16 protein-coding genes and 1 pseudogene are annotated in these 18,738 nt (G+C 70.5%); 6 read left to right on the top strand and 11 right to left on the bottom strand.

All coding sequences use genetic code 11. The features are described from left to right. Positions 1-378: 378 nt before the first annotated feature. Positions 379-1,002 carry a hemerythrin domain-containing protein gene (locus AB0B72_RS07575; protein WP_367737614.1) on the top strand — a complete coding sequence of 208 codons (624 nt, stop codon included), beginning with the start codon at positions 379-381 and terminating at the stop codon, positions 1,000-1,002. 175 nt (positions 1,003-1,177) lie between these two features. Here AB0B72_RS07575 and AB0B72_RS07570 read toward each other — a convergent pair whose 3' ends face one another. From AB0B72_RS07570 to AB0B72_RS07560, 3 genes and pseudogenes are all read right to left on the bottom strand, one after another. Next, on the bottom strand, positions 1,178-4,468 hold the full coding sequence (locus tag AB0B72_RS07570; RefSeq protein ID WP_367737613.1) for a BTAD domain-containing putative transcriptional regulator: 3,291 nt from the start codon (positions 4,466-4,468) through the stop codon (positions 1,178-1,180). Between the two features lie 1,200 nt (positions 4,469-5,668). Further along, a pseudogene (locus tag AB0B72_RS07565) lies at positions 5,669-5,755 on the bottom strand (VOC family protein); the annotation flags it as partial. A 117-nt stretch (positions 5,756-5,872) separates the two neighbouring features. Beyond that, the gene (locus AB0B72_RS07560) at positions 5,873-6,955 is read right to left on the bottom strand and encodes a GRAS family protein (RefSeq protein ID WP_367737612.1); all 1,083 of its coding nucleotides are present in this window, start codon (positions 6,953-6,955) and stop codon (positions 5,873-5,875) included. Positions 6,956-7,836: 881 nt separating this feature from the next. On the opposite strand from AB0B72_RS07560, the gene AB0B72_RS07555 reads away from it, so the two are divergent. Continuing rightward, a complete protein-coding gene (locus tag AB0B72_RS07555) occupies positions 7,837-8,046 on the top strand; it encodes a DUF1330 domain-containing protein (RefSeq protein ID WP_367737611.1) in 210 nt (69 codons plus the stop codon). A 123-nt stretch (positions 8,047-8,169) separates the two neighbouring features. On the opposite strand, the gene AB0B72_RS07550 is transcribed toward AB0B72_RS07555, so the two are convergent. The 4 genes from AB0B72_RS07550 to AB0B72_RS07535 form a co-directional block, all read right to left on the bottom strand. Continuing rightward, complete coding sequence (locus AB0B72_RS07550; RefSeq protein WP_367737610.1) at positions 8,170-9,087, bottom strand: aminoglycoside phosphotransferase family protein; 918 nt, start codon at positions 9,085-9,087, stop codon at positions 8,170-8,172. 121 nt (positions 9,088-9,208) lie between these two features. Next, positions 9,209-9,967: a DUF4386 domain-containing protein gene (locus AB0B72_RS07545; RefSeq protein WP_367737609.1), complete on the bottom strand. Its 759-nt coding sequence runs from the start codon at positions 9,965-9,967 to the stop codon at positions 9,209-9,211. 198 nt (positions 9,968-10,165) lie between these two features. Further along, complete coding sequence (locus AB0B72_RS07540) at positions 10,166-10,390, bottom strand: helix-turn-helix transcriptional regulator (protein ID WP_367737607.1); 225 nt, start codon at positions 10,388-10,390, stop codon at positions 10,166-10,168. A gap of 3 nt (positions 10,391-10,393) precedes the next feature. Then, complete coding sequence (locus AB0B72_RS07535) at positions 10,394-10,813, bottom strand: hypothetical protein (protein ID WP_367737605.1); 420 nt, start codon at positions 10,811-10,813, stop codon at positions 10,394-10,396. 184 nt (positions 10,814-10,997) lie between these two features. Here AB0B72_RS07535 and AB0B72_RS07530 point away from each other — a divergent pair, with 184 nt between their 5' ends. The 3 genes from AB0B72_RS07530 to AB0B72_RS07520 all read left to right on the top strand — a co-directional run bounded on the left by AB0B72_RS07530 (position 10,998) and on the right by AB0B72_RS07520 (position 13,663). Further along, a complete protein-coding gene (locus AB0B72_RS07530; protein WP_367737604.1) occupies positions 10,998-11,837 on the top strand; it encodes a helix-turn-helix domain-containing protein in 840 nt (279 codons plus the stop codon). Positions 11,838-11,901: 64 nt separating this feature from the next. After that, entirely contained in the window at positions 11,902-12,483 is a 582-nt protein-coding gene (locus AB0B72_RS07525; protein ID WP_367737603.1) for a dihydrofolate reductase family protein, read from the top strand. Positions 12,484-12,688: 205 nt separating this feature from the next. Beyond that, a complete protein-coding gene (locus AB0B72_RS07520) occupies positions 12,689-13,663 on the top strand; it encodes a MerR family transcriptional regulator (protein WP_367737601.1) in 975 nt (324 codons plus the stop codon). Here AB0B72_RS07520 and AB0B72_RS07515 read toward each other — a convergent pair. The 3 genes from AB0B72_RS07515 to AB0B72_RS07505 form a co-directional block, all read right to left on the bottom strand. Continuing rightward, complete coding sequence (locus AB0B72_RS07515; RefSeq protein WP_367737600.1) at positions 13,629-14,198, bottom strand: hypothetical protein; 570 nt, start codon at positions 14,196-14,198, stop codon at positions 13,629-13,631. The genes AB0B72_RS07520 and AB0B72_RS07515 overlap by 35 nt on opposite strands. Before the next feature lie 169 nt (positions 14,199-14,367). After that, positions 14,368-15,606 (bottom strand): FAD-dependent monooxygenase, encoded by a 1,239-nt coding sequence (locus AB0B72_RS07510; RefSeq protein WP_367737599.1) that lies wholly within the window; start codon positions 15,604-15,606, stop codon positions 14,368-14,370. Between the two features lie 92 nt (positions 15,607-15,698). Beyond that, positions 15,699-16,550 (bottom strand): alpha/beta fold hydrolase, encoded by an 852-nt coding sequence (locus AB0B72_RS07505; protein ID WP_367737598.1) that lies wholly within the window; start codon positions 16,548-16,550, stop codon positions 15,699-15,701. A gap of 81 nt (positions 16,551-16,631) precedes the next feature. Here AB0B72_RS07505 and AB0B72_RS07500 point away from each other — a divergent pair, with 81 nt between their 5' ends. Further along, complete coding sequence (locus AB0B72_RS07500; RefSeq protein ID WP_367737623.1) at positions 16,632-17,483, top strand: helix-turn-helix domain-containing protein; 852 nt, start codon at positions 16,632-16,634, stop codon at positions 17,481-17,483. A 153-nt stretch (positions 17,484-17,636) separates the two neighbouring features. On the opposite strand, the gene AB0B72_RS07495 is transcribed toward AB0B72_RS07500, so the two are convergent. Then, on the bottom strand, positions 17,637-18,524 hold the full coding sequence (locus AB0B72_RS07495) for an MBL fold metallo-hydrolase (protein ID WP_367737595.1): 888 nt from the start codon (positions 18,522-18,524) through the stop codon (positions 17,637-17,639). Positions 18,525-18,738: the final 214 nt, after the last annotated feature.

Raw genomic sequence — 18,738 nt, 5'->3', positions numbered from 1 at the left:
ACAACCCTCGGCCGTTCGTATGGAAGAAGACCGCAGAGGAGATCCTCGAATCCCTCGCACGATATTGCCGACGAATTTCAGGCGCAGGACACTAGGAACGCCTGCCGTTCCAGTCTCACTGGGATTGATGGAGGCTCCATCGGTTGGAAAAGATGGAGCTCATGTCAGGACGATCTGGTTCCTCGCACCCTGCCCAGCGTCGGTATCCGCCAGAGCTGAAGGAACGAGCGGTCCGGATGGTGCAGGAGGCCGTCGAGCAGTCCGGGGAGAAATGACACTCGTCCCATAAGGACCGGGTTTAAGTGCGGACCTAACGAACGCCAAGTGTCCTCCCGCACGGTGGCCGTACACCATCGAAACGCAACGAGAGGTCACCCGATGTCCGCCACCACTCCCAACCTGCTGGGCTTCCGCCTCGGCCACCGGACCATGCGGGGCGACACCCGCCGGCTGGCGGAGACCGCCCGCGCGATCGCCGAGGGCCGGCAGGCCTGCGACGCCCGGCGCGCGGCCGCGATCCGCGACTACGTCGTCAAGCTGTGCGCGGGGATCCACCACCACCACAAGACGGAGGACGACGTGCTCTGGCCCGTCATCGTCCGCTCCGCCGGCGCCGAGGTGGACCTGAGCGACCTGACCGACGACCACTCGGCCCTCGACCCGCTGCTGAACGAGATCACCGCGGCCGCCGGGGACCCGGCCGCCCTGGCGAAGCCGCTCGCCCGACTCGCCGACCTGCTCGACGAGCACATCGAGGAGGAGGAGCGGCTGCTGTTCCCCGTCATCCTGCGGCACGTCTCGGCCGGGGACTGGGAGCAGGTGGAGAAGGCGGCCCAGAAGGGCGGCGACATCCGCTTCGAGCTCCCGCGGATCGAGCGGTACGTGCAGCCGTCGGAGATGGCGGAGCTGCGGAAGCTGGCGGGCCCCGTCCTGGTGCTCCTGCTGGCCCTGCTGCGCCCGGGCCACCGCCGCCGCGAGCGCCTCGTCTTCGGCGCCCCGTGACCACCTTGCACCACCACACCCCGCCCCGGCCATCCCACGTTCCGTCACCACCCCGCGCCCCGTGCCACCCGGCGGCACGTGACCGACCGCGCCACGTGACCAGCCGGCGCCGAACGACCGGCGGCACGGGGGCGGGCGGCACGGAGGGCGGGCGGCGGCCACGAGGGCGCCCCGGTCAGGAGGTCGCGGCGAGCGCCCGGAGGGCCGCCTCCTCCCAGTGCGGTGAGCCGATCCGCCGGGCGACCTCCGCCGCCCGGGCATAGTGGCCGGCGGCGGCCCCGGGCCTGCCGAGGTACACCGAGAGATCGCCGAGCGTGTGGGCCACCGGCCCGAGCGTGACCGACGCCATGCTCAGCCCGCCCATCTCCCCCTCCGCCGGCAGGAGGAGCCGGTAGCACTCCTCCGTCGCCGCCCGCGCCCCGAGCGCCATCGCGTTCTCGGCCCGCAGGACCATCATCATCAGCCAGCTGTAGTCGGCGCTCGGCAGGCGCAGGGGGGACCAGACGGCCGCCGCGTCCTCCAGGCGTCCGGCGGCGACGAGCGCGCGGGTGTAGATCTCGTCGGTCACCTTCGGTATCCGCCGCCACACCGGGGCGATCTCGTCCACGGACTCGTGGCCGCGACCGACGACGAGACGGACCGCGAACCGGCACCACACGCCCATCAGGTGGCCGCTGGCGCCGCCGCCCGTCTCGGCTATCCGCTCCCCCAGCAGGGTGTAGGCGTGCTCCGCCCGCTCGAACTCCCCGCGGATCAGCAGGTGGGCGGCGTCGAGGAACGCGAGGATGCCGAGGGCGAGGCCGAGCTGGCCGCTCGTCGAGTGTTCGGCGGCCTGGTCGGCGTGCCGGCGGGCCTCGGCCCAGTCGTTGCGGCCGAGCGCGACCATGCACAGCGCCACGTGCCCCAGCATCCGGTGGCCCAGCAGCCCGGCCGCTGTCGACACCTCCAGCAGCTCGCGGCCGAGCTCCTCGAGCTCCTCGCGCCTGCCGGGACCGAGGCAGGCCCAGTAGCGGGCGTTGAGCGCCGTGCACAGCAGGCGGGGGTCGCCGAGCTCGCGGGCGATGGCCAGGGCCTCCGCGCTCGCCGACTCGAGCCGTTCGAGATCGTGTCCCTCGACCTCGTGGCACAGGGCGGACAGGAGGCGGCAGCGCAGCTCCCCGGTCTCCGCGCGGATCGCGTCCTCGATGACCCGCACCAGTTCGCGCTCGAACCGCCGTTGGGGCTGGATGGTCCAGATGATCGGCGCGTCGAACGCCACGGCGGCCCGGGCGATCGCCCGCCGGTCGCCCGTCCCGCGCGCGGCGGCCAGGGCCGCGTCCCGGGTGGCGACCGCCTTCTCCACCTCGCCGGCGTGCGCCAGCGCGGACACCAGGCGGCACAGCAGGTCGATCCGGGTGTCCGCGGGCGGCTCTGCGAGCAGGCCGAGCGCGTCCAGCGCGCCCTGGAGCAGCGCCGCCGCCTCGCGGTGCGCGTACAGGGCGGACGCCTGCGCGGCCGCACGCGTCGCGTGGGCCGCCGCGCTCAGCGCGGTGGCGGCGGTGGCCGAGGCGAGCGCGTGGTGCCCGAGCGCCCCCACGTCGCCGGGCCGTACGGCCTCGAGCGCGGCGAGGACCCTCCCGTGCATCCGGGTACGGCGCAGCCGCGGGATGTCCTCGTACAAGGTCTCGCGGACCAGCACGTGGGCGAACCGGACGCGTCCCGGCCGGGGCTCCTCCAGCAGGCCCGACAGCACGCCGGCCTCCAGTCCGTCGAGCACGGTCTCCTCGTCGGCGCCCGGCATCGCGACGAGCACGTCGGCGTCGGCCTCCCTGCCGAGCACGGCCGCGGTGCGCAGCGTCGTCTGCGCCGTCCCGGGGAGGCGGGCGACGCGCCGCCTGATCAGGTCGCGCACGCCGGGCGGCAGCGCGTGCGCGGCCGACGGGCCGTCCACGGCGAGCAGCCGCGCCGTCTCGGAGACGAACAGCGGGTTGCCCCCGGTCCTCTCGGTGATCGTGCGGGCCGTGGCCGGGCCGACCTCGACTCCGGAGCGTTCCATGAGCAGGCGGGCCACCTCATCCTCGGCGAGGCCGCCCAGCGTCACGTCCTCCGCGGCCTGCACGGCGAGCGCGGCCCTCGTCGTCACGAGGTCGGCGCCGGCCTCGGCCGGGCGGTGCGTGAGCAGGACGAGGACGGGCGTGCCGGCCAGCCGGACGGCGAGGTGGCGCAGCAGCTGGAGGGTCTCCTCGTCGGCCCGGTGGACGTCCTCCAGCACGATCAGCAGCGGTCCGGGGACGCCCTCCAGGTAGTCGCCCACCGCCCTGGCCAGCCAGAACTGGCCGACCGGCGCGGCGTCGTCGGTCAGCAGGGGCGCCAGCCGCGCGGCCGTTTCCGGCGGGGGCGGCGTGGTCGCCGCCAGGTCGCGCAGCACCTCGCTCCACGCCCACGCCGGCGGCACGCCTCCCGTCGTCTCGGGGCAGCGGCCGACGACGGCCCGCCAGCCCCGCTCTGTCAGGTGGCGTACCAGGGCGTCCGCGAGCGTGCTCTTGCCCGCCCCGGCGTCGCCGCCGAGCCACGCGATGCGGAACCCGTCCCCCGCCTGGGCCGCGGCCGCGGCGAGCCGGCCCAGCTCCCCCGTACGGCCGACCATGCGCGAGGGGGTGGGCGGACGGGCGCGCATGGGCGGCACGACCGCCGGCGGCGCCGGAGCCGGGGCGGCCGGGGTCAGGTCGAGCGACGGGGCCTGGGCGAGGATGTCGGCCTCCAGGCCGCGGAGCGCGGGCCCGGGGTCCACGCCGAGCTGGTCCGCCAGCAGTGTCCGGGTGCGGCGCAGGGCCGCCAGCGCGTCGCCCTGCCGTCCGGCCCGGTAGTAGGAGAGCGCGAGCAGCCGGACTGCGTTCTCGCGCAGGGGGTGGGCGGACACGTGCCGCTCCAGCTCCGGGATCACCTCGGTGTGGCGGCCGAGCGCCAGTCCCGCCTCGGCCCGGTGCTCCACGGCGACCGCCCGCAGCTCCTCCAGGTGGACCACCTCGGGGACGGCCCACTCCTCGTCGGCGAACTCGGCGTACGGCCGGCCCGTCCACAGCGACAGCGCCTCGTCCACGGCGTCGAGGGCCTCGGCCGGCCTGCCCTGGACCAGAAGGGCGGCCGCGGCGTCGACCAGCCGGGGGAACCGCCAGGCGTCCACCTCGTCCGCCTCGAGCGCGAGCCGGTAGCCCGGCGGGACGCTCACCAGCACGCGGGCCGGGGTCCTGGGTGCGCGCCCGGGCTCCACGACCCGGCGCAGGTTGGAGACGTACACCTGTAATGCCGCGAGCGCCCGGGGCGGGGGCTGGCCGTTCCACAGGTCGTCGATGAACCGGTCGGTGGACACCACGTGCCCCTGCGCGCACACCAGCCGGGCCATCACGGCGCGTTGCAGGGCCGTGCCGAGGTCGGCGGGACGGCCGGAGATCTCCGCTCCGATATGCCCTAAAACCCGGACTCGCACGGGAGAAGCATAGGGCGGAAAGCGGGATTTCCGCCTGAACCAAACGCGGCCGTCAGGCCGCGATGGGGAGTTTTCCGCCCCCGCCAGGACTCTGGGCACGATCCATAGCGGGCCGGACAAGCTCGGCGGAGGCTACGGCGTCCTCCTTGGATCCTGGACGGGGACCCGTACAAGCTGCCGGCCCACAATGAGGTGGACGTACTGGAGCCGGCGGAGGACGCGGAGGAGACCGCCGGGGCCGCGTGCGAGGGCCACGCACATCCTGGCCCAAGATCCTGGGAGCGCGATCCACGCGGACTGCACAAAGTCCGCGGGCCACGTCGGACAGGGAGACCCGGACCACTGGGGACGCCACGATCCGGATGGGATGGAGGGACTGACCATGAAGTGGCTCCGCCGGTGCCGGCAAGAACACGACCCGCTCCCGGCCAGGGACCGCCTGGCCGTTCCCTTGACTCCCCAAGAGGTCAAGGTCCTTGTGACCGCGCTCCAGGAGGACGACAGGCTTACGCGAATCCATCGTCCGGACATCTCCGGGGGCTCCGGGTTCGCACGACACGAGGCGGACGCGATTCTCCGTACTGCGGGAATCCGGGCCAGCATCAGAGTCAGCAGGAATGCATAGTGGTCGGTGAAGTGACCGGTGAAACTCACACCGCGTTCCGCGAAGTGCCGTCGCGTTCTGAGCTTCTTCTGTACGACGCCGACCGGGAGCTGGCGCAGTCCAAGCGACGGGATCACAATAGCCGGTGATTTTCGGGTGCCGTGCCGGTTAGGAAAAGGTTCCAGCCCGGAGAGCGGGAACGCCGCCCATCAATGAGGTGAGCGGCGCCCGTTGCGCTGCGGTAATGCCGTTGAGGGCAGGAGGCGGAGCTGCTGTTCTGCTCGATCAGCCCTTCAGCGCCAGGACTCCGTGATCGTTCCCAGCCTTAACGGCTGTCGCAGGTTCCTTAACCCCGGCTCTGCCGCCCCCAGGTTCTCGGCAGTCCGGCCGGGCTTATATGCCCGGCGCCGCTGATCCAGTCGTGCTCAGCTCAGACGGGTAGCTGACTCAGCACCCATGCTGCGAGGCCCCAGGCCGGATTCCCGTACGGCAGAGGCCCGCCGGATACCCGCAGTGCGAAGGGATGGTCGGTCAGTCCAAGGCCTGTGCCGGAAGCATCCAAGATCACATCCTCGTCCTGCCCGCAGGTCAGTTCCGCGGCCGCCGAGCGGCGCCAGAACAGCGTCGTAGAAGGCCGCGCTCTTGACGAGATCTCCGCACTGAATCGACAAGTGATCAAGCATGGCGGCAGATCAGTGCGCCTGCGCCACCGGCCGGGCTGTCCCTTTCGTCCGAGGCCCGTTAGTCAGTTTCCTGTTGGCTGGTATCGATGGCGCGTCTGAGCGCCAAGTACACATCGCCTATGCCTGCGCCGGCATTGCCCGGATGACGGCCACGAGCGATTCGCCGTCGAATCCGATGCGCACGCTGTCGCGATCTCGTCGGACGAAGGCGGGATGGGCCGTATCCGGCAGCGCGCTCGCGGGGGCGGGCGTCGGCCGGAACCCGGCATGGCGCAACCGGTCCAACCATCGCGCTGTCGGCTCGTGCCGTTCGTAGCGCTCCTCGTCGTCGGCGGTGCCGACGATGTCGGCCACTTCGCGCCGGAAGAACAGCTTCATCGCGTTGCGGTCGGCGGCCGAGACGTCCAGCGCGTCGATCAGCCGGAAGACGTGGTGAAAGTGCTTCCAGGAGTTGTGGAACCGCTCGGGCAGAGGCACTCTATGATGATCGGAGTCCGGCTCGCACAGCACCACGGCCTCCGGCTCCGCGTCTCGCAGCCTCGCGAAGAACGTGCTCCTTTCGTCGGCGCCGGACAAGGAGTCACGCAGGTGGTGCAGCGCGAACGCGGCGTTCATGACCAGCGGGCGAGGCGCTCCGCGCACCAGGTCCCAGTCATCGTCGGTCATGTGCTCGGCGAAGCGGGCGACGCCGTGGAAGTCCAGCGTGACGCCGGTGTCGCGGAGGGATCGTTCGGCCTGGTGGAGGCTTTCCACCGCGGGGTCCACCCCGATGACGGTCAGCCGTCCGGGCGCCATGCCGCGTTTCGCGAGCGCGGTCAGGAGCGTCGCCTCCTGGACGCCCGAACCGATGCCGATCGACAGCAGGGTGGCCGTGCGCCGCCCGGCGAGATGCTCGGCGAGCAGGGCGCCGCCGATGCGGCCGGCCAGCTTCACCACCGGCAGGTGTTCGGCCACCAGATCGAACAATTCGATCTGCGGCCGTTCGAACCGGCGCAGGTAGAGGTTGTCCCGCCCGTCCTGATCGGTTCCCAGCCGACGGGTCAACGCGTCGTGGTAGAGCAGGTAGAGGAAGTCGTCGGCTGCGTTCTCCGGGGCGATCAGTCCGCGTAACTTGTCCAGCCAGCGCCGGGCGGTGTCGGCTCGGCCCGCATGCGTCTCTTCCACGGCCTGGCACAACGTTTCGAATGCGTGGGCATTCATGTCGATCCCTTTTTCCTTTCATGAGGGCCATCCGGCGGCGATTCCCTCCGGGAAAGAACGACACCGAATTCGCACGAGGATCCATACGCAGAAAAGCTGATTTCTCCTCGCACGGCCATGATGGGACGGCGCTCTTGGGATCGACTTGTATGGCGCTTATGAATCGGTTGGCAGCGCGAGGTGGCGCGCAGCCGGCGACGACGAGATGTGTCCGCGGTCCCGATGCCCGTGCCGCTGAACTGGTAACCCTGATGAATGTTGGAGACCGAGTTGCTCGACCGGCATCACTCCGCCACCCGCGCCCAGGCCAAGGCCGCCTGTTCGACTTCATCGAAGAGTTCTACAACCCCCGCCGGCGCCACTCGACCCTGGGCATGCTCAGCCCCACCGAATGCGAACGCCGACACACCCCGGCATCCCGCTACGCTGCCGCATAGCCGCAAACCCCGGCCTGTCCACACAACCGGGGCAACTTCACTCATGACCGCGCCCGCAAAGCGATCGACGACCGCCTGTTCCGGCCTCGCGCCCTCTCCGGCGACCAGGGCCCCACGGGGTAGCGCTCGCAAGCACACGAGCCACCGGCCACGACAACGGCCCGGCGGCTCTTCGCTTTCGTGATCAGGGATCGTCACGCTCTGTTAGCGCGGGCGCGTCCCGCTGACGGACGTTAACGACCAACGCGAAACACGGTCGGCAACTCTCACGGAACAGCCACGGAACAAGATCCCTTAGAGGCTCCGAATCGGACATGACGAACCCCGCCTCCCAAGCACAGGGAAGCGGGGGTTTCACAGGTCAAGGGGCTACTTGAGGAGCTGGCGGGCCATGACAACGCGCTGGATCTGGTTGGTGCCCTCGTAGATCTGGGTGATCTGCGTGTGCCCGGCGACGACCAACAGGACCGCCGGCGGCGTCTGGGCCGGGTCGTGGCGCGTGACGCCGGAATCGCCGAGCGCACCGTCCTGATCGAGTTCGACAGCTTCGAGCAGGCCGTCGCGGCGTACGAGAGTGCGGCCTATCAGGAGGCGCTGGTCGCCCTCTCCGACGGCGTCGAGCGCGACTTCCGCATCGTCGAAGGCATCGACTGACGAGGTCCAATCGGATCTTCAGTATCTGAACGACCACCGAGGGACAAGCGCTTGGCGACGTCCAGCCGTACCTCGCCGTAAGGCTGAACGTGCTCAGACGCTCGTCAGACGGACGCCTGTTGATCAGCGATGGGTCGCGATGAGGCGTTGCAGCGAGGCGTGGGCGGGTGGGCCCCACGTGGCCTTGCCGCCCGGGCGGCCGCGGACGCCGGCGTCTCCGATGAGGATGCCGCTGAGGGCGCGTCCTACCGCCCATCCGCGGGCGCGGCGCAGGGTCGCGGCGTCCAAGGCCGGCTGGTAGGCGTCATGGAAGCGGTCGACGGCGCCGTCCGGCAGCAGAATCCAGGCGGCGGCGAGGTCGCAGGCAGGATCGCCCGTGCAGAGGTCGCCGAAGTCGATCACGCCGCAGATGCCGCCGTCCGCGGTCAGGACGTTGGCCGGATGAAGGTCTCCGTGGAGCCATAGCGCCGGGCCGGCCCAGTCGGGCGCGGCGGCGGCGTCGTCCCAGACCGCGCGAACGGCGTCCGGGTCGGGGATGAGCCCCATCTCAGTGGCCGAGGCGAGTTGCTGGGCGAACCCCTCGGAGTGGTCGGCCAGCGGCCCTCCGCGACCGAAGCGACCGACGGGCGCCTCAGCAGGGGCGGGCCGGTGCAAAGCCGTCAGGAAAGCGGCCAGGACGTCGGCAGCCTCCGCGGCGCGCGTGACGGGGGCGCGGTCGGCCGGTTCGCCCGGCACCCAGGTGGTGACGATCCAGGGCCGTGGAAACAGAGCGGAGGGCTCGCCGAGGCGCTGCGGGACGGGAACCGACAGCGGGAGGCGCGGGGCGAGTGCGGGCAGCCAGGTGTACTCCTTGCCCAACAGCGCGTCCGCGGACCGGGTCGCCCAGGGCAGCCGGACGGCGAGGTCGTCACCGAGCCGCCACAGCTGGTTGTCCCAGCCGCGCGCCCCGAGCCTCACCGGGTAATCGGCCAGGTCGGGATGCTGGTCGCGCAGCAGATCCCGTATCAGCTCCGCGGTGATCTCGATCTCGGGATGCGTCATGCGGAGCAACGGTAGCCCGACGGCAGCCGCTGCTGCTGGACGGGAGCCTCCCCCTCCTCCCTCCGGTCCGCCCCGGGAGCCGGAGGCGGACGACGCCCCCACCGCGTGAACCGTACGAGGGTCACGTCGGCGCAGGTGACGCCGTGTAAGCGTCGTCTCGTGGTGCCTCCTGGAGCGCGCGACGGCGGACACCGCGGACCAGCAGGTAGCCGACCATCCAGAACTCCCCTACGTGCGCGGGCGTCGCGAGAAGTTCGGCGACGACTCGTGCCTCGGGAGCGAAGTACACGATGAACGCGCCGAGCAGATAGCCGGCGCCGCCTCCGATGAGCACCCAGCCCAGCGGCCTGGGCATCCACCCCGAGCGGAGCACGCACAAGCCCATCGGGATGAGCCACAGGCCGAAGAACATCGCTCCCACGCCCAACAGGTTGGCGCTCGACAGATACAGGAGATGGACGGTTGCCGGCGCGTCGCCGACCGGGCCGGACGCGATCTCGGCCGCCGTCGCCAGGAACGCCGCGCTGCCGAGACCTGTGACCGCGCTGACCAGGCCGAAGGCGGCGATGCCGCCGGCGGCGAAGGCGTCCATGGGGCGGAACAGGCGGTAGAACCACGTGGCGGTGAGCGCCTGGGTGAGGACCATGAGCATCTCCAGCACGATCCCGGCGCGCGCGAGCGACCCGTTCCCGGCCAGGTGCGCCAGTGTCGCACCGGGATCGTCGGCCGCGAAAAGCCGCGGCCGTACGACCAGAAGTTCGAGCACGCTCGCGATGACCATACCGAGATAGAACAGCCCGGTGACGCGGGCGGTGCGGACCGGCTCGGCCGCGCCGGCGCCTTCAGCGGTCGCGCCGGCTCGTGAGAGTCCCGTGATCATCCGACGGCCTCCGATTCAACGACGGTATCGGCGGCCAGCGGCCATTCGACCATGGCGCAGAGGGCAGCGATCAGATGGACCGGGCCTGCGATCCGGGCGACTCGTTGGGGGGCGTGCATGCTTCTCCCTTGATTTCGGGCGTGAAGGGGGAAGGCCGCGGGGCGGTGTCCCCGCGCACCGGTGCTGGTGGCGTGGCGGTCAGTCCTCGGTGTCGGGGTACTGGAAGACGTCGTCGAGCGGCACCTTGAACACCTGGGCGATCTGGAAGGCCATCTCCAGAGACGGGGAGTAGCGGCCCTGCTCGATGGCGATGACGGTCTGCCGGGTCACGCCGATACGCTCGGCCAGCTCGGCCTGCGTCATCTCCCCGTGGGCGAACCGCAGGGCTCGGATCGCGTTGGTCACCCTGGTGGGCTTGGCCATGGGCTAGAAGCCCCGCCGATACGCGACGATCTTCACGATTGAGGAGGCGAGGGCGGCCAGGACGAACGCCAGGTAGAGCGTGTTGGCGATCCAGAAGTGCTCGATCTCCGCCATCGCCAGGCCGAGCGGGACGATCGCGGCGACGCTCATGACGTAGAACCCGGTGTAATCGCCCAGCCGGTTGATCTGCTTGTCGCGCTCGTCGGTCTTGTCGGCCTCCCTCGGTGAGAGGGTCGCGGCCATGATGTTCAGGGCGATGTTCGCCGCGATCCCGACACCGATCGCCGTGAGCATCGGCCGAACGTAGGCGATCGTCCCCACGTCGGTTCCCGGCACCTTTGACAGGACGGTCGCGAAGTAGACCGCGGCCACGCCGACCGCGACCACGACGTAGATCCACGTGCGCTTCTCTTCGGAGGACATGTCCGCTCCCATGTACAACAAACTTAACATAGTCAAGGTAAAGCAGCACAGACATGATGTCAACAAATCTTTACTCCGTTTTCGGCGGGAGGCCGCCATCCGGCGGTCGGCCGACGTCCACGGGGCGGCGGCGTGCGATGTCGGCGGGGTTGATCGCGAACACGGTGGCGGCGATGCTGTGGGCGTGGAGTACGTGTCCAGAGTGCCGCGACCGCCGCTGGACGGGCTGATCGACGACCTTTACTACCTGGAGGGTGCGCCGCCGTACGCCCGGCTGATGCTGCCGCCGATGCCGGCGGCGTTGCTCATCGTCAACCTCGGGGCGCCGTTCCGCGTCCGCGCCGGCACCGACATCGAGACGGCCGAGTACGCCGACGGCTGCGTGGTCACCACGCCCACCCGCGCCTTCGAGTTCGGCTATCCGCCGGGGACCCGGTCCGTAGGCGTGCACTTCAAGCCGTGGGGGCCGGCGCCGTTCCTGCCGATGCCCGCGGCCGAGCTGTGTGACCGGCCGGTGACGGTGGAGCAGGTTTGGGGCCGGCCCGCCATTGCCGAGCTGCGAGACCGGCTGGCCGCGGCGGCCGGGCCGCACGAGATGCTGACGCTGCTCGAGGAGGAGCTGATGCGACGGCTGCGCGAGACCGCCGGTCTGGGGCTGGTCCGCCATACGAGCAGCGTCATCGCGGCGACCAGCGGGGCGGTGGCGATCGGCGACCTGAGCGTGGCAGCCGGTGTCAGTGGCACTCATCTGGCACAGCGGTTCAAGGAGCTCATCGGCGTCACGCCGAAGCGGCTGGCCCGCACCTACCGCTTCGCCGCCACCGTGTTCGCGATCGACCCCGCCGGACCGATCGACTGGGGCGACCTCGCCGGTGGCGCAGGCTACTTCGACCAGGCCCACTTCGGCCACGAGTTCCGGGCGTTCACCGGGCTCACGCCGACCCGGTACGTTGAAGTCCGGCGGCGGTTCCTGCGCGAACATCCCGGCCACGTGCTGGACGGCTGGCCGCTGCCGGCCGATTGATTTCGTACAAGAGCGACAGCTCACGAGACGCTAATTTGGGGGCCCCAAAGCAGAGGAGAGCCCCGTGGGCAAGGTTGTCATGTACAGCTCGGTGTCGGTGGACGGCTTCGTCGCGGACGAGAATGACCAGCCCGGACCGCTGTTCGACTGGTTGTCCAGCGGTGACGTCCCGTTGGACGACAGCGGCGAGCTGAAGGTGTCGCAGACGTCCTACGACTACACCCGGGCGTACTGGGACCAGATCGGAGTCACGATCGTCGGCCGCCATGTCTTCGACATGACGGACGGCTGGGGCGGCAAGCCTCCGGGCGGGATCGATCACGTGGTCGTCGTGTCGCACCGGCCGATGCCCGAGGGCTGGGACCCCGAGGCGCCGTTTCACTTCGTCGACGGCGTCGAGGCAGCCGTGGCCAAGGCGCAGGAGCTTGCGGGTGACCGCATGGTCGAGGTCGCCGCCGGCGACGTCGGCGGCCAGGTGCTCGCCGCGGGCCTGATCGATGAGGTGCGCATGGACGTCGTACCCGTCGTGTTCGGGTCCGGCAAGCGCTACTTCGGGTCGGTCCACGCGCAGCACCTGTTGGAGGATCCTGACGTGGTGATTCAGGGCAACCGGGTGCTTCACCTGCGCTATCAGGTGCGCCGTTGACCGATCTCAGCGGGGTACGCGAAGAAGTCCACTGCCAACGGTGACACAAGATCGGGCCTCCGGCCGCGTCTGCGCATCGCTGTCCCTGGTCGGGCAGCCGAGGCCGATCCGCAGATCACTGGTTGCCGGTTTCCGTCGTATCCGCGCCTGCCTACGCCGCCATGGACGATGCCACGCCGGCGGTCGATGAGCCAGGCTGGACGGCGTGAACGACGACGGTCTCTACACGATCGGCCAAGTGGCGCGGCTCGCCAAGCTGTCGGTGCCGACGGTCCGGTACTACTCCGACGAAGGGCTGGTACCCCCGGCCGGCCGGTCCGCCGGCGGCTACCGCCTCTACGACCACGACGCGCTGGACCGGCTCGAACTCGTCCGCACGCTGCGCGACCTCGGCGTCGACATCGCGACGATCGCGCAGGTGCTCGCCGACCCGCAGACCCTGACCGGCGTCGCCGACGGGCAGATCGCCGCTCTGGAGGACCAGATCCGGACCTTGCGGGTACGGCAGGCGGTGCTGCGCTACGTCACCACCCGCCGTACCGGTTCGCCGGAGATCGCCCGTGCGAACCGGCTCGCCCGGCTGCCGGCGGAGCAGCGCCGGCAGCTGGTGGCCGATCTCGTGGCCGAAGCCACGCGTGGGCTCGACATGGAGCCCGAGTTCGCCGCACACCTGCGTTCGATGCTGCCCGACCTGCCGGAGGACCCGTCGGCCGAGCAATCCGACGCGTGGCTGGAGCTGGCGCACCAGGTCGGCGACCCGGACTTCCGGGAGAGCATGCGCCAGGCATTCGAGCGGCACGCCACCGACCGCTCCTCCGGCGCCGAGCAGGGCGATCCGGAGAGCTGGGCGCAGGCCGAGCAGGCCGTGCTGGACCTCGCCGGCCGTGCGCTGGCGGACGGAATCCCGCCAGGCTCCGCCGCGGCCCGGCCTATCGTGGAGAGGCTGGTCACCGTCTTCGCCCGGGCCCACCGGCGGTCCGACGAGCCCGGATTCCGGGTCTGGCTCGCCGAGCGGATCCGCATCGGAGCCGACCCGCGGATCTCCCGCTACTGGCGTCTACTGGCCATGATCAACGGAACGTCCCCGAAACCCGACCCGGTCCCGGAGGCGCGCTGGTTCCTCGCCGCACTCGAACAGGCCGCGGCTAAGGAACGGGGTGGTGCCGGAGCGCCTGGATGAACCAGTCGAACACCGGCGCCAGGCTCGGCTGCACCGGCCAGCCGTTGATCGTGGACAGCAGGGCGAAGTACCGCTCCGCACGGGGATCGTTGGCGACCTCCAGCCGGGTCAGCAACTTCCGGCGATACTCGGCGCTGTCCGGATGGCCGAATGTCGCGGTATATCCGGCGATCAACTCCACCAGTATCGCCCGGGCCTGCGGAGAACCCGGTTCCACCCCCTCGGTCTGCGCCTGCCGCACTCGTTCCCGGACCAGCTCGGTCACCTCATGATGCAGTCCGGTCCGATCACCCTCCGCTCTCTCCGCCGCCTGTTGTTCGGCCATACGACGGACGGAGGCCTTGAAATCGGCATCGCGCACCAACGCCACCAGCTCCGCCCAGGCGTCCACCTGCTCCGGACTGGGGTCGGCAGGCATCTCGGGTACGGCAGAACGCAACAAGGCGACGAAGTCGGGATTGGCGTCCAGATCGCCGAAAGTCTCGTCGACGAAGTCGTGAATGAGTCGCCTGCCGTCCTCAGCGGACGGCGTCACAGATCGAGGCATGGGATGCGAACCTCTCGAAGTCGGATCGAACGGGTCTTGAGCGGCGGGAGCGAACGTCCGCCGCCCACGGCATCGATCCTGGAGTCTCAGGTCACTTGAGACTCAAGCCTGACCGCCGCCAGGCCATCGACGTGCTGTACGGCGGGCCGCGCGAACATCAGGTACCCCTCTCTGGCCCGGCCTCCTGATGCGGTGGATGATGGCGGTAGTCGTCGACGGTCATGGAGTCGTACAGGCGTGCGCTCTTGGTGGTGAGGCGGACGAGGGCGCGGCCGGGTCCAGCGGGCAGGGCGGAGATCAGGCGGGCCCCCTGGGCCAGTCCCGAGACGCCGAGGCGGGACGTGGGTATCAGGGTCTTCGCCGCGCTGAGCGCGACCGCGTGGCTGCCGCGCACGTGTTCCGCCATCGCGCGCTCGTAGGCGGGGAAGGCGCGCTCGTGGTCGCCGCCCGCCCGCGCCAGTTCCCCGGCGAGGACGTACGCGCCGACGACGGCCAGGCTGGTGCTGCCCCCGACGGCCGGGCCGGGGCAGTAGCCCGCGTCGCCGACGAGCGTCACCCTCCCCCGCGACCAGGTGTCCATGCGGACCTGGGTGATCGAGTCGAAGTAGAACGCCGACGTGCGGTCGAGCTCGTCCAGCCAGCGGTCCACGTCGGCGTGAAGGCCGTCGAACGCGCCGCGCAGCAGTTCCTTCTGGCGGGGCACGTCGCGGTGGTGGTAGTCGAGCTCGTGCTCGCTCCGGAACAGGAACAATGCCCGCGCGTCGCCGAGGTGCCGCACGCCGTACATGCCGGCAGTGCGGCCGACGCCGACGTGGATGAGGAGCTCGCCGTCGAGGCCGGAGGTGTTGGGCAGGGTCAGAACTCCGAGGTAGGCCCCGATGAAGGCGCTGATGCGGGACTCCTCGCCGAAGACGAGACGGCGCACGTTGGAGTGCAGCCCGTCCGCGCCGACCACGAGGTCGAAGCGGCGTGGCGCGGCGTTCTCGAACCGCACCTCGCCGTCGGGCGAGATCGCGGTGATCGAGTCGCCGAAGACGTACTCGACGTCGTCGCGCGTGGCGTCGTAGTAGATCTCGCTCAGGTCGTCGCGCATGATCTCGACGTGCCGGTCGGAGGTGGCGCTGAAGATCTTGGAGAGGTCCACCCGGACGGGACGCCGCGCGCCCTCCCGGCAGAGGGTCATCCGGCTGGCGCCCGTGGCCCGCTCCTCGACGCGCGGAAGCACGCCCATCTTCTCCGAGATGTTCATCGCGGGCCGGAACAGGTCGACCGCGTGGCCGCCGGTCCTGCGCGGAGCCGGGGCACGCTCGACGACGGTGACGGAGAAGCCGTGCCTGGTGAGCCAGTACGCCAGCACCGGGCCGGCGACGCTGGCGCCGGAGATGAGAATCCGCATGATCCTGTTTCCTTGCTCAACAGTAGGTAGGCGCATTCCGGATACGTGTCGTCAGGCGAGACAGGCCGGCGGGACACCTCGTCCCTCTGACATCAGGCGGCCGTCCGCCCTGCGTGGATCGCGCTGAAGGCCAGGAGGGATACGGCGGTCCGCGGCGGATCCTCCAGAATCGGGGAGTGCCCGATGCCGGGCATCAACTCGACTTTCGCGTCCGGAACGACGCGATAGCCGGCGGCGGACGAGGATCGCCATCTCCGGTCGTCCTCACCGAAGATCACCAGTAGTGGCTTGCCGAGATCCACCAGCCGGTCCGGGAGCGTCCGCTGCTCCAGGTAGTCCCGGACCGCCCGCATCGCCGCGGCGATCGCGTGGAAGCTCATGCCGCGCATATCGTCCACAAGTTCTTGCGGTATCCGGTAGCCCGCGCGGCTGAACCCGGTGCTCGCGATCCGGCGGATCTGCTCGTCGGCCGGCGGCCACTGCGAGGGATCGATCGCGTCGGAGTCCGGCGCGATCAGGGCGTCCAGGCTGGGCCCGGTGTTGATGAGCGCGAGCGCGGTCACCAGGTCGGGCCGTTCCTCGGCGAGGGCGGTGGAGACCGCGCCGCCGCTGGAATGGCCGACGACCACGGCGTGCTTGACGCCGAGCCGGTCCAGCGCCTCGCCGACCCGGCGTCCCTGGTCGGGGAGCGCGTAGCCGCCGCCGGCCGGTTCGGCCGACCGGCCGTGGCCGGGCAGGTCGATCCGGATGACGCGATGGGATCCGGTCAGCATCGGTACCAGCGCGTCCCACGAGCGGGTCGAGGAGGCGGACCCGTGGATGAGCAGAAGTGCCGGAGCGTCGCGGGGGCCGTCCTGGCGCACATGGATGTCGCCGTCGTCCAGGGACAGGGTCGTACTCTCGGCGTCGCACTTCTCGTGCGGTCGCCCGTCAGGAACAGTCATGAGGCCACTGTCACCGCCGGTAGACGCCGGCGTATTGAACGAATGTTCCCTCGGCCGGCCGCGTAGCATGGGGCGGTGCGGATGTTCGTGCACGGTGCGGCTGTGTGGGACGTCGCACGCCCAGCGCGGCCCAGCCGGGTGGCCGGTGTCACCATGGCCGGGTTCCGTGTCCGTGAGCTGAACGCGCTCCGGATGGTCCCGCACCCGGCCGTGACACTGCTTGTGGAGTTCGGCGCCGGTTCGCCCGTCGTGGACTATGCCGCCGGGCGGCGGCAGCGGGGAAGCATCGTCGCCGGGGCCGGGCTCGGATCCGGCGGCGCGGTCTGGGCGCGGGGTGAGAATGTCGAGTGCGTGCAGGTGCGCCTGTCTCCGGTGGTCGCACGCGCGGTTCTGGGCGCTTCCCCGGCCGACTTCGACGGCGCCGTGGTGGCCCTCGACGACCTGTGGGGCCGGGATGCGTCGCGGATTCGTGAGCGACTGGGCGATGTCTCCTCATGGGAGGATCGCTTCGCGTTGACAGACGCGTTGCTCGCCCGCCGACATGAGTCGGGGCCGCCGGTGGACCCGGAGGTGGCCTGGGCCTGGGAACGGATCGTCGGGGGCCGCGGCCTGGTCCGGGTCGACCGGCTGGCGGCCGAGCTCGGGTGGAGCCGCAAGCGCCTGTGGTCCCGGTTCCGGTCGCAGGTCGGCCTGACGCCCAAGCGTGCCGTGAAGCTGGTCCGCTTCGACCATGCCGCCCACCGCCTGGTCGCGGGACAAGACGCAGCCAGAGTCGCGGCCGACGGCGGCTACGCCGACCAGTCCCACCTGCATCGAGACGTCGTGTCGTTCACCGGAGTCACCCCCGCGACCGTGGCCGGCGAGCCGTTTCTGGCGGTTGACGACATCGCGTGGACCGGTCAGGAGACACCCTTCGGCGTCGAACCCGGCTGAGCCGCGCTTAGCGCTCCCCCACGCCGCGTCAGCCCGCTCTCACACCGTCATCTGATCTGTCCGTCGATCAGGTAGGCGTTGTCGGTCCTGGACGTGGCGATGTGCGTGATGCCGGGGCAAGGGCGGACATGGGTTCTCCAGGGATGGGATGCGTCACCAGCGCAGCGCGGTGAAGTCGATCGGCCGCGGCGAGAGTTCTCCGGTACGGCCGGCCAGGTTGCGCATCCGGTGGGCGAGCTCCTCGGCGGGCAGGTGCCTGCGGTCGCCGTGTCCGGGCAGCAGCCACTCGAACCGGATCCGCGGTGCCGTACGGGCCAGCGACGCGGCCAGTTCGGTGATGGAGAACCAGGTGACCGACTCGGCGACGGCGATGTCGCCGTCGGACCGGGACCAGTAGAAGCTGTCGCCGCTGAAGCAGTACGTGTCGTCGGCGAGATACAGCACGCTGCCCTCGGTGTGCCCGGGCAGCGGGTGCGCGCTCACCCCGTCGGCGATCTCGACAGGCTCGGTGCCCCGTAGGATCTCGTCGGCGTCCGGCGCCGCGGCCAGGTCGCCTTCGTGGATCCAGAGCCGGGCGCCGAACCGGTCGGCGTATTCGCGGCCGTGCGCGGCATGGTCGCGATGGGTGAGCAGCACATCGGTCACCGGGCCGATGGCCGCGTATTTCGCCGCCAGGGTGGAATTCCAGCGCGGCGTGTCGATCATCATGAGGTTTCCGGCGGGCCGGCGCAGAAGATAGGAGTTCGCGCCGGCGGTGTGCGGCGAATTGTGCCCGCACAGGTGTACGTGCTCGGTGAGGCGTAGCGGGAACGGATCGAGAGCGGGGTCCGGCCCTCGACCGCCGTGGCGGATCGAGCGGGTGTGGCAGGCGAATGCCGCGGCGTGCAGTGCCTTTTCCTCCGCGTCGGTGCGTGGTTGCCGGATGACCGAGGAGCGGCCGGCGATCTCGGCGACCAGGCCCGGCGCGAGCTGGCGGGCGACGTCGCAGTTGGTGCAGCGCTGGTCGACCCGCCAACCGGCATCGGCCGAATGGTTGTTCATGGCGTGATTCCCCGCGTGGACTAGTGGTGGTCGGTGCCAAATTGAATATCACGCTCCACACGGAAAACCAATCGAGGAATGCGGTTGACTTCACCGGGAATCCCTGTTCTCCGACGCGTTTTCGCGCGCTGTTTGACAAATGCGGAAACTGTGTTCTGCGCGGCTTATTCGGCCGGCGCTACGCCGGTGGCTCGAACCCGCGGCCGGGCTCGGT

Source organism: Microbispora sp. NPDC049125 (genome assembly GCF_040802045.1).
GTDB lineage: Bacteria > Actinomycetota > Actinomycetes > Streptosporangiales > Streptosporangiaceae > Microbispora.
This window is presented reverse-complemented; position numbering and strand designations above follow the sequence as displayed.

What these genes read in the sequence shown, in the direction of transcription:
- AB0B72_RS07495 (WP_367737595.1), bottom strand. Translation starts at nt 18,524, where the DNA reads ATGAACAACCATTCGGCCGATGCCGGTTGGCGGGTCGACCAGCGCTGC.
- AB0B72_RS07505 (WP_367737598.1), bottom strand. Translation starts at nt 16,550, where the DNA reads ATGACTGTTCCTGACGGGCGACCGCACGAGAAGTGCGACGCCGAGAGT.
- AB0B72_RS07540 (WP_367737607.1), bottom strand. Translation starts at nt 10,390, where the DNA reads ATGGCCAAGCCCACCAGGGTGACCAACGCGATCCGAGCCCTGCGGTTC.
- AB0B72_RS07575 (WP_367737614.1), top strand. Translation starts at nt 379, where the DNA reads ATGTCCGCCACCACTCCCAACCTGCTGGGCTTCCGCCTCGGCCACCGG.
- AB0B72_RS07560 (WP_367737612.1), bottom strand. Translation starts at nt 6,955, where the DNA reads ATGAATGCCCACGCATTCGAAACGTTGTGCCAGGCCGTGGAAGAGACG.
- AB0B72_RS07500 (WP_367737623.1), top strand. Translation starts at nt 16,632, where the DNA reads ATGTTCGTGCACGGTGCGGCTGTGTGGGACGTCGCACGCCCAGCGCGG.
- AB0B72_RS07510 (WP_367737599.1), bottom strand. Translation starts at nt 15,606, where the DNA reads ATGCGGATTCTCATCTCCGGCGCCAGCGTCGCCGGCCCGGTGCTGGCG.
- AB0B72_RS07545 (WP_367737609.1), bottom strand. Translation starts at nt 9,967, where the DNA reads ATGATCACGGGACTCTCACGAGCCGGCGCGACCGCTGAAGGCGCCGGC.
- AB0B72_RS07550 (WP_367737610.1), bottom strand. Translation starts at nt 9,087, where the DNA reads ATGACGCATCCCGAGATCGAGATCACCGCGGAGCTGATACGGGATCTG.
- AB0B72_RS07535 (WP_367737605.1), bottom strand. Translation starts at nt 10,813, where the DNA reads ATGTCCTCCGAAGAGAAGCGCACGTGGATCTACGTCGTGGTCGCGGTC.